We start from the raw sequence: 10,063 nt of genomic DNA, 5'->3' as shown, positions 1-10,063 counted from the left end.
AGATGTTCTGGGAAGACCAGCACTTACTTTCGAAGAATGGGTTTCTGAGAATATTAATAAATTCAGACAATTTTAAACTGATTCTAGGATCAATAATAGTTCGTAAAACGTTGAGCTACACCAATCTTTTTATTGATAACTATTCCTTTTTTTTTGTCAACTGACGCCGCTCATCCGACATCCCACACCGAACATTCTACTCCAAAATCTTAATTCCCACAGCTTCTACACCTGGCAAGCGATCTTGGCGCATATACTGTAGCAGTGTGACGCTTTTTGTGTTTTGGGGGAATAGAAATGGGAGCGTGTCGTAGCGAGTGTATGAGTTTCCAAAACCCTTACCCAGAGGTTCACCGGATTTCTGGTCAAACAGCTTCATGTTTACCAGTTTATTATCCAAAATCACTCCCGATGAATCTTTGCTTATAATTCTCAGGTAGCAGTTGGAAAAGGCATAATCCTCGTTGTATTTTACAGCAACCAGATTAGGAGTATTGATCAATTCCACCTCTCCCAGTTCAAACACAAGGCTGTCAGTGATACTCCAGCTCTGGTTTGGCAAGCTATGAAAATCCTCATATATACGGCCATCTGTGCAGGCTTGGAATATGGGGATAAGAAGTAAAAAAAGGCAGTTCTTTACCTTATTCATTTCCAGGCTTGTTTGGATTAGGTCCTTGGTTTTTTCTAGGAGGAAATCTCTTCTTTCCTTGAGGTTTGGGTTTGGATTCTCCAGCACCGCTGCCATTACCTACATTGTTTTCCTGTGCTTTTTGTTTTTGGACATTTTGCCTTTTGGGCGATGCGTTTTGTGCTTTAGGCTGCTGCTGTGGAGTGGAGGCAGCCTGTGTGGTACCTGCCTCTGTATTTCTGGGCTTTCTGTTTTTGTTGTTTCTTCTTTTTTTAGGCCTGTCCCCGGTCGGTTTTTGGCCTTGAGTATTGTTTTGTTGTCGGAAATCGCCGGAATTGGATTTCGATGCAGGTTTATTGACTTCTTGTTGATCGCGGTTGGCACCTCCTGTATTTCTGTTCTGCGGGCGTGGTTTTTTCTTTCTTTTTTTGCTCGGACTGGCAAATTTCTTGTCTAAAAGCTCCAGTTCCCGAGTTGACTTGGCTGCCAGATCTTCTATCTCTGAAGCTTCGTTGTACTGAAGCGAGAAGACTTTTTTTCCTTTTTCATTGATTGCCTGTATTTCCATTACCCTTTCACAGGTGATGCTATGCCAGTCGTTGTCGTTATTATAACTGAACCACATCAGCTTTCGGAAAATATCCGTTTTCTGAAGTTTGGCCGGGCCGGATTCGGTTTGTAGTGGACGGTCTATAGATGGGATGTCCTTGATCGCATCCATGTAGGTGTCCAATTCATAATTGAGGCAGCATTTCAGCCTCCCACATTGCCCGCTCAGTTTGCCGGGGTTCAGGGAGAGATTTTGGTATCTTGCCGCAGAAGTACTTACGTTTTTGAAGTCCACCAGCCAGGTGGAACAACATAGTTCTCTTCCGCAAACCCCTATGCCGCCAAGTCTTCCTGCTTCCTGGCGGAGGCTGATCTGTCGCATTTCCACTCGGATCCTGAACTCACCTGCCAGTACTTTGATCAGTTCACGGAAATCGACCCGGTCATCTGCAGAGTAGTAAAATGTGGCCTTGGAATTGTCCGCCTGATATTCTACATCAGACATTTTCATTTTCAGCCCCAGCTCTTCCACAATCTGTCGGCATCTGTATAGGGTAGGGATTTCCCGGTTTTGGGCTTCTCCCCATTTTTCCATATCCTTTTGATTGGCTACACGGTATATTCTCAGGATTTCATCGTCATTCCTGATTTTTCTTTTCTGCATTTGGAGCCTTACTAGCTCACCTTGGAGAGAAACATAGCCGATGTGGTGTCCACTAGGGACATCTACCACTACCGGGTCACCGGTATTTAAGGTCAGAAAATCCACATTTCGGAAATATTCTTTTCTGCCCCCTTTGAATTTTACTTCTACGATGTCAAAGTTGTCCACCTCGGGAATTCCCATATGAGACAGCCAATCAAAGACATTCATTTTATTACAATCGCTCGTCCCGCAGGTGCCGTTACTTTGACATCCTCCAGTTCCTCCAGTGGAGGTTGAGCATGTGCTACATCCAGACATAATATATAGACAGGGCAGAGCCCCGATTAGTTTTGTGTATAATTACATTAAGTTCAGGATATCCATTCCTATATCCTTTCGGTAGTAAGCCTGATCCCAGCCAATTCCTCTTACCGTGGTAAAGGCATTGCTCAGTGCTTCCTGAAGGGTCTTACCTTTACCAGTAACCGCAATTACCCGGCCTCCTTGATTGGTTAATTCCCCATGGGCATTTCTGCCTGTTCCTGCATGGAAAATCTCCGCACCTTCGACAGTGTCGGGCAAAGAGATCACCTTCCCTTTGTCGTAAGATCCAGGATATCCTCCGCTTACCATGACTACTGTGGTGGCATAATCAGCGGATATTTTCAGTTCATAGGAATCCAAGATACCTGTGCCTATTCCTTGAAGTAAAGCAAGAAAATCACTTTCTATCCTCGGAAGTACTGCCTCCGTCTCCGGATCACCCATGCGGACATTGTATTCGATTACTTTTGGCTCCCCGTCTTTGTTCATCAGTCCGATAAATAAGAATCCTTTGTAAGGGATGTTTTCTTTTGCAAGTCCTTCTACCGTAGGTTTGACTACTTTCTCTTCCACTCTGGCCATAAAAGCCTCGTCGGCGAATATCACAGGGCTCACAGCGCCCATTCCTCCGGTATTTAGGCCAGTGTCTCCTTCTCCGATTCTCTTGTAATCTTTTGCCTCCGGCAGGATTTTATAACTTTTGCCATCGGTGGCCACAAAAACGGAAAGTTCTATCCCTGTAAGAAACTCCTCTATCACTACCTTGGATGAGGCTTCACCGAATTTTTGGTCCAGCAACATTTCTTTCAGAGAGGTCTTGGCTTCCTCCAGGGTCAGGCAGATCAGTACACCTTTTCCAGCGGCAAGACCGTCTGCCTTCAATACAATTGGAAGATTTTGTGTTTCCAGATATGCCAAGGCAGCATCCAGTTGGTCTGCCGTGAAGGTCTCATAAGCAGCCGTAGGGATGTTGTTGCGCTGCATGAAGCGTTTGGAGAAATCTTTGCTGCCTTCCAGTGTGGCTCCGAGTTTGGATGGCCCTACAACTGGAATGGCAACAGTCTCTGGTTGGTTTTGGAGGTAATCCACGATGCCCTTCACCAAAGGCTCCTCTGGGCCTACGACGACCAGTCCGATGTTTTTTGAGGTGATAAAATCCCGGATTGCCTCGAAGTCAGTAATGCTTATGGGGACATTTGTAGCTATGGTTTCGGTGCCGGCGTTTCCTGGGGCAACATATAATTGGGTACAATCGCCGCTCTGTACGATCTTCCAGGCGAAAGCATGTTCTCTGCCTCCGCTTCCTAATAAGAGTATGTTCATTGACTCAATTCAAGTTAATTCGCATGCTCAGAGATGAACTTGATACGATACACCCGCAATTCATCTTCTGCAAAGTCCTCGTCTTCCAATTCTTCCATGGCAGCTTTGATCTGATCACTGGAAGCATTCATGAAGTAATCGTGGAGCATGTCCTCCCGATCTTCGTCCATGATAGCCTCTATGTAGTAATCTATATTTAGTTTAGTTCCGCTATAAATGATCTGCTCTATTTCATGGAGCAAATCACTCATGTTCATGTTGAGATTTTCTGCCACCTCATCCAAGCCTACCTTGCGGTCGATTTGCTGGATTATTGATATTTTTACTTTAGATCTGGTACCAGATGATTTCACTACTACATCCGAAGCGGTCTCTATTTCATTCTCCTCCACATATTTTGAAATCAGTTTCAGGAATGAAGACCCGAATTTAGCGACTTTTCCCATACCTACGCCAATGATTTGCGCAAGCTCTTCCCGGGAGGTCGGATATACAGTGGCCATTTCTTCCAAGGAGGGATCCTGAAAGACCACATAAGGAGGCAATCCCTTGGTACGGGCTACTTTTTTGCGCTCCGCCTTGAGTAGTTCAAACAGTTTCTCGTCGTAAGAGATACCTGTGTTGATGACTATTTCTGCCTGCCCGTTTTGCACTTCCGCTTCAAAATCATGGTCATAATGAAGGTCAAGCGAATACGGTGACTCCATAAAATCCTTGCCTTTTGGAGTCAGTTTTAATACACCGTAATTTTCTATGTCCTTTTCGAGCATGTTCAGGATCATCACCTGACGTATGACACCAACCCATCTTTTTTCGGTGGTTTCACTGCCTTTGCCAAAAACAGGGAGACTGTCATGCGAATAACTCAACACATAGTCGGTAGATTCACCTATAATCACTTTCACTAAATGATCTAGCCTAAAACGCTCATTGGTTTGTTTTACGGCTTCGAGTACGGTGATTACCATGTCCATCCCTTCGAAAGTCTCTCGATTACGCTTGCAGTTGTCACAGAAACCACAGTCTTCATCCATGGTTTCACCGAAGTAATTCAGGATGAATTTTCTTCGACAAACGCCTGTCTCCGCATAGGCAGCCATTTCCTGTAAGAGGAGCTTGGCATTTTCCCGTTCCGTGACAGGTTTGTCCTTGTTGAACTTGTCGAGTTTGATGATGTCTTCGTATCGGTAGAACATCAGACAGTGTCCCTCAAGACCATCCCTGCCTGCACGTCCGGTTTCCTGATAATAGCCTTCCAGGGATTTTGGCACGTCGTAATGGATCACGTAGCGTACATCAGGCTTGTCTATGCCCATACCAAAGGCAATGGTAGCTACGATTACGTCAAGTTCCTCGTTGAGAAAGTCGTCCTGGGTTTTGATTCGTACGGAGGAATCCAGTCCAGCATGGTAAGGTGCCGCATTGACTTGGTTTACTCTAAGCAACTGGGCGATTTCCTCTACTTTCTTCCTACTGAGACAATAGATGATTCCGGATTTTCCTTTGTGCCCTTTGATGAATTTAATCAGGTCTCGCTTGGAGTCATTCTTCACTTTTGGACGGACTTCGTAGAACAGGTTGGTTCTATTGAAGGAGGACTTGAACAGGTCGGCTTCCTCCATTTGAAGGTTGCGCTGGATGTCCTGCTGTACCTTGGGTGTAGCCGTGGCCGTGAGGGCTATGATAGGTAGATTAGGGGCGATCTGGGCTATGATGGATTTGATCCTTCGGTATTCCGGACGGAAGTCATGTCCCCACTCTGAGATACAGTGCGCCTCATCTATGGCCACAAAACTAAGCTTGGCGGACTTCAGGAATTCCACATTTTCTTCCTTGGTCAAAGATTCCGGAGCTACATAGAGCAGCTTGGTTTTTTTAGCCATCACTTCGCTTTTCACACGGGTAACTTCTGATTTATTCAGCGTGGAGTTTAGGAAGTGGGCATTGATTCCCAAGGCCTGCAGTTGGTCCACCTGGTTTTTCATCAAAGCTATCAAAGGAGAGATCACAATAGCGGTTCCTTCCTTGATCACGGCCGGCAACTGATAGCACAGGGATTTTCCAGCACCAGTAGGCATAATGACGAAGGTATTGCGCTTATTGAGCAAGTTATCCACAATCAATTCCTGATTCCCCCGGAATTGACTGAATCCAAAGATTTGTTTGAGATCTGCTTTTACTTTTTCTTCCACTTGTTAAGGGGCTAAAAGGGTAACTAAAGCCTGTAAACAGGAATGATTTATTACATTTATACCCGGGTTCAAAATTAGTTATAAACACAGGTAAAATTGAATTTAGCTAAAAATATTAGAAATACAGCCACAAGAGTCTTGCAAAACGAGGCTCAGGCGGTGTTAAATCTTGTAGATTTTTTGGATGACGATTTTGAGGCCTGTGTGAAGCATGTTTTGGCGTCTAAAGGGAGGGTGGTTGTCACTGGGGTAGGCAAAAGTGCAATTATCGCACATAAGATCGTAGCAACACTGAATTCCACAGGTACCCCTGCGCTTTTTATGCATGCCGCTGATGCTATCCACGGTGATTTGGGTATGATACAGAAGGAGGATCTGGTCATCTGTATTTCCAAAAGCGGAAATACCCCAGAGGTTAAAGTGCTTGTTCCTTTGCTTAAAAGGCTTGGTTCTAAGCTTGTTGCGCTGGTGAGCAATACCAAAAGCTTCCTGGCGGAGCATGCGGATTTTGTCCTGAACGCAACTATAGGGGAAGAGGCATGTCCGAATAATCTCGCGCCGACGACAAGCACTACGGCCCACCTGGCTCTTGGAGATGCCTTGGCGGTGTGCCTACTGGAAGCGAGAGGGTTTACTTCCGATGATTTTGCGAAGTATCACCCAGGAGGCTCGTTGGGCAAACAGCTGTACCTGAGAGTGGGAGATGTATTGGGAGGAGGGGAGATTCCCGTTGTAACAGAAAATGCGGGACTTGCCGAAGTGATCTTGGAAATATCCGGGAAAAGACTTGGAGCCACGGCAGTAGTGGATGGGCAAGGGAATCTAAAAGGTATCATTACGGATGGTGATTTGCGTAGAATGCTTCAAAAATCCTTGGATATTCAATCTCTCAAGGCATCAGACATCATGTCAGTGAACCCTAAATCCATTTCAACACAAGAATATGCCATCCGTGCGTTAAATATGATGAAAAACCATAATATCACGCAACTTGTAGCTATGAATGGAGATAAAATCGCAGGTTTTGTCCATATTCATGAATTAATGAAAGAAGGAATTGTTTAAGTTTTAGCATGCAGAGTAAACCCTATATTTTAATTATGGCCGGGGGCATAGGATCCCGGTTTTGGCCTTATAGCCGTAGAAAGCGGCCAAAGCAGTTTTTGGATATTCTGGGCACAGGCCGTTCACTTCTGCAGATGACTTTTGACCGCTTTGCTGATACTGCGGATCTCGATCAGTTTGTCGTCATTACCTATAAAAAATACGTGGCACTGGTCAAGGAACAGTTGCCAGAGCTGAAAGATCATCAGATCCTTGTTGAGCCTATGCGCAAAAACACAGCCCCCTGCATAGCGTATGCTACTTACAAAATCCGTTCTGTTGACCCGGAGGCTACCGTCATAGTGACGCCCGCGGATCACCTTATCCTACAGGAAAAAAACTTTGAAAAAACGCTCAAAAAAGCAGTGGATGCTGCAAGTGAGGGTAAGTTGATCACACTGGGAATCAAACCCAATCGTCCGGAAACCGGCTATGGCTATATACAATACATAGAAGAACCAAAATCGGATGCCTTCAGAGTAAAAACTTTTATAGAGAAGCCTAATCCCAAACTTGCGAGAACGTTTCTGGACAGCGGGGATTTTGTGTGGAATTCTGGCATGTTCGTCTGGAAGGCTCAGAGTCTCATCCATGCTTTTGAGGAGTATATGCCGGATTTGGCTGAGGTTTTTGAAGAGGGAGCGGCATTCTATGGGACTGACGGGGAAGATACATTCATCTCCAGTGCCTATACCCAGGTTAAAAATATCTCAATTGATTATGGGATAATGGAAAAGTCAAGTGAGGTATATGTGATCCTGGGGAATTTTGGTTGGTCTGATCTTGGCTCCTGGCACAGTCTCTACGATATGAGGGACAAAGATGAGGACAACAATGTCGTGGAGGCTAATGCTATCTTGTATGATACCAAAAACAGTTATATAAAAGTAGATGGTGAGAAGTTGGTGGTGGTACAAGGCCTGGAAAACTACCTGGTCAATGAGACCGACAATGTGCTGCTGATCTGTAAACTGGATGCGGAGAAAAAATTCAGGGAGTTTGTCTCCAATGCAAAAAAGAAGGGAGAAGGATTTATCTAATCCATTCTCCCATAGTTTGTCATGTACAGTTTAGAAGGAGCCTGACACTGATTTTACTGGATACTTTTTTCTTTCAAATGAAGAAGTTCAACCCCGTTGGGGTTGTTGTATCCATCATCAACTTTTGTCCCCGGATTGCATCCGGGGCTATTAAATGTTTAACCCCTTCGAGGTTTCCTTGATTCCTACCTACGATAAGCAAGCTTGATTCTTGGCTCTGAATTCTTGATTCTAAAATCTTGACTCTGAGCTCTAAAGTCTTGATTCTTTAAATCGTCTTTACTTCCTCTGCCTGATAGCTTCGTAGATAGCTACTCCAGCCGATACGGAGACGTTCAAGCTTTCTATCCTCCCGGCCAAGGGGATTTTGACTTTTTCGTCCACGATCCCCATCAGCTCGGTGGAGATACCGTCTTCTTCAGACCCCATCACCATGGCCACTGGTACCGAGAAGTCTGCTTCGTACATGGTTTTATCGGTTTTCTCCGTGATGGCCACCAGGACCAATCCGGATTTCTGAAGATCCCTACAGGTGTAGAACAGATTTCGTACACGTACCACAGGAAGGAAATTAAGTGCTCCCACAGAGGTTTTGATCGCGTCAGAATTGATTTGGGCACTTCCTTTTTCGGGAATCACGATGGCATCCACTCCCGCGCATTCCGCAGTCCTGGCTATGGCCCCAAAATTCCTCACATCGGTAATTCTATCCAATATCAGAATCAAGGGTGCCTTTCCTACGTTGAAGCAGCTTTCGATCACATGATCCAAAGAAGCATATTCTATGGATGACATCTGGGCTACTACCCCCTGGTGGTTTTTCCGGGTGATTCTGTTAAGTTTTGCATCAGGCACCCGTACCACAGGGATTCTTTCCTCCTTGCACAGTTTGATCAATTCTTTGATCAGATCATTGTTTATCTCTTTTTGGACCAACACTTTGTCGATGTCCTTGCCGGCATGGATTGACTCCATGACTGCCCGGGTGCCAAAAATAAAATCTTTCTCGTGTTCGCCTTTTTCGATCAAAAAGCCATCTTTCCGCTTCTCCATAGGGATATGTTTTTGAACCAAACCGGCTGATAGGCACGTGAGCGGTTCAAGGTGTAATAGTGAGGGCTAAGTATGTTTTTTACCCGTGCAAAGGTAAAGCGAATTCTCGAACTCTCGTTGGTCCCTCCATAACTCCACACTTCCCTGTCCAAATAAAAGTTGACTTCCTGTGGAGGCCCCATCACGATATAGACCATTCCCTTGTCTGTTTTCCACCCTTCTTTGAAGTCAGTGAACAGGATATTGGCAAATTCGACCTGTCTGAAATATTCTTTAATGAGTTCCTTGGCAGTATCGGCATTTCTTGTCATGCTGATCCAGTAGGTGTCCAATGCTTTCTTTTTGTCCTGGGCCGCCTTTAAGTCCTCGTGTTCTTTTCTGGTGGAGATATAGGTGACCATATCCACCATTTCATCCCAGTCCTTAACCTTGGGAAAAGCCTCATGGGTTGTTTTCAGCACAAGTCCCGCAGCAGCTGCGGTGTCACTTTGTATAAAATAGTATCCTAATTTATCGAAGCTTTTTGGTACATTTTCCAAGAAATCCCCTTCGTCTATTACCTCCAATTCTCTTGGGACCGCTGCGGGTTTGGTCTCCATAGGAGGATAAGGTACTTCCAGGCTGATAGGGTAGTAGAAGCTGTGGAGGGTAGGTTTTCCACTTGACTTGAAAAGCAATGATTCCCCAGCGTTCAGATAGTTTTGGTCAAAGGCCACATTATTTGCGAAATATGTCCCAAAATCAGGGAGGTCATACACAAACTTGCTCTTAATATCTGTGGAATAATAATATTCATCTCCCTGCCGGGTGTCTAAAGCTGTAAATAGAGCGACGGAGGTTTCTGTCTGGGAAGGTATTTCTACAGATTTTTCAAAAACCCAATGGCGGTCTGTATCAAATTTCAGGTCAGTAGAGGTAAGGATATGCGTATTGTCCGAAACTATCTCCTCATCATAGCTGCCCAAGATAGAATAGGTGAAACTAAAGGTGTTGAATGAAGGGTTTTCCTCGATTTTTTCTACCTGAAACTGAAGCTTGTAGCTGGTTTCCGATTCTTTGATGGGAATAATTTTAAGCGATAGCCTAGAGTATCTGGAGTAGCGTAGCGTCTGGTTTAAGCTGCTTAAGGTTTTTTGGGCAAAGTTCGGTGTTGCCATGCCTAGAAAGAGGATGAAAAAAATCAGGAGTCGGCTTGTTTTAC

Annotated in this window: 8 protein-coding genes; 2 read left to right on the top strand and 6 right to left on the bottom strand. The window is 44.9% G+C overall.

Annotated elements, in window-relative coordinates; translation table 11 throughout:
* Positions 1–196: 196 nt before the first annotated feature.
* The 4 genes from LZF95_RS24915 to recQ form a co-directional block, all read right to left on the bottom strand.
* Positions 197–652, bottom strand: coding sequence for a gliding motility lipoprotein GldH (locus tag LZF95_RS24915; RefSeq protein ID WP_233758126.1), 456 nt, complete (start codon positions 650–652; stop codon positions 197–199).
* Positions 645–2,054 (bottom strand): regulatory iron-sulfur-containing complex subunit RicT, encoded by a 1,410-nt coding sequence (locus tag LZF95_RS24910; protein ID WP_233758125.1) that lies wholly within the window; start codon positions 2,052–2,054, stop codon positions 645–647. Before LZF95_RS24910 ends, LZF95_RS24915 begins: the two co-directional genes overlap by 8 nt.
* A 132-nt stretch (positions 2,055–2,186) precedes the next feature.
* Positions 2,187–3,473, bottom strand: coding sequence for a phosphoribosylamine--glycine ligase (gene purD, locus LZF95_RS24905; RefSeq protein WP_233758124.1), 1,287 nt, complete (start codon positions 3,471–3,473; stop codon positions 2,187–2,189).
* 14 nt (positions 3,474–3,487) lie between these two features.
* Entirely contained in the window at positions 3,488–5,665 is a 2,178-nt protein-coding gene (recQ, locus tag LZF95_RS24900; RefSeq protein WP_233758123.1) for a DNA helicase RecQ, read from the bottom strand.
* Between the two features lie 96 nt (positions 5,666–5,761).
* On the opposite strand from recQ, the gene LZF95_RS24895 reads away from it, so the two are divergent.
* Entirely contained in the window at positions 5,762–6,730 is a 969-nt protein-coding gene (locus LZF95_RS24895) for an SIS domain-containing protein (RefSeq protein WP_233758122.1), read from the top strand.
* Positions 6,731–6,738: 8 nt separating this feature from the next.
* On the top strand, positions 6,739–7,809 hold the full coding sequence (locus LZF95_RS24890; RefSeq protein WP_233758121.1) for a mannose-1-phosphate guanylyltransferase: 1,071 nt from the start codon (positions 6,739–6,741) through the stop codon (positions 7,807–7,809).
* 279 nt (positions 7,810–8,088) lie between these two features.
* Here the strand turns inward: LZF95_RS24890 and rlmB are convergent, their stop codons facing one another.
* Positions 8,089–8,862 (bottom strand): 23S rRNA (guanosine(2251)-2'-O)-methyltransferase RlmB, encoded by a 774-nt coding sequence (gene rlmB / locus LZF95_RS24885; protein WP_233758120.1) that lies wholly within the window; start codon positions 8,860–8,862, stop codon positions 8,089–8,091.
* Entirely contained in the window at positions 8,835–10,019 is a 1,185-nt protein-coding gene (locus LZF95_RS24880; protein WP_233758119.1) for a GWxTD domain-containing protein, read from the bottom strand. Before LZF95_RS24880 ends, rlmB begins: the two co-directional genes overlap by 28 nt.
* Positions 10,020–10,063 lie beyond the last annotated feature (44 nt).

Origin of the sequence: Algoriphagus sp. AGSA1 (assembly GCF_021390545.1) — a bacterium.
In the GTDB taxonomy this organism is placed as follows: domain Bacteria; phylum Bacteroidota; class Bacteroidia; order Cytophagales; family Cyclobacteriaceae; genus Algoriphagus.
Note: the sequence above shows the minus strand (reverse complement) of the source record. Positions and strands in the feature narration are given on the sequence as shown.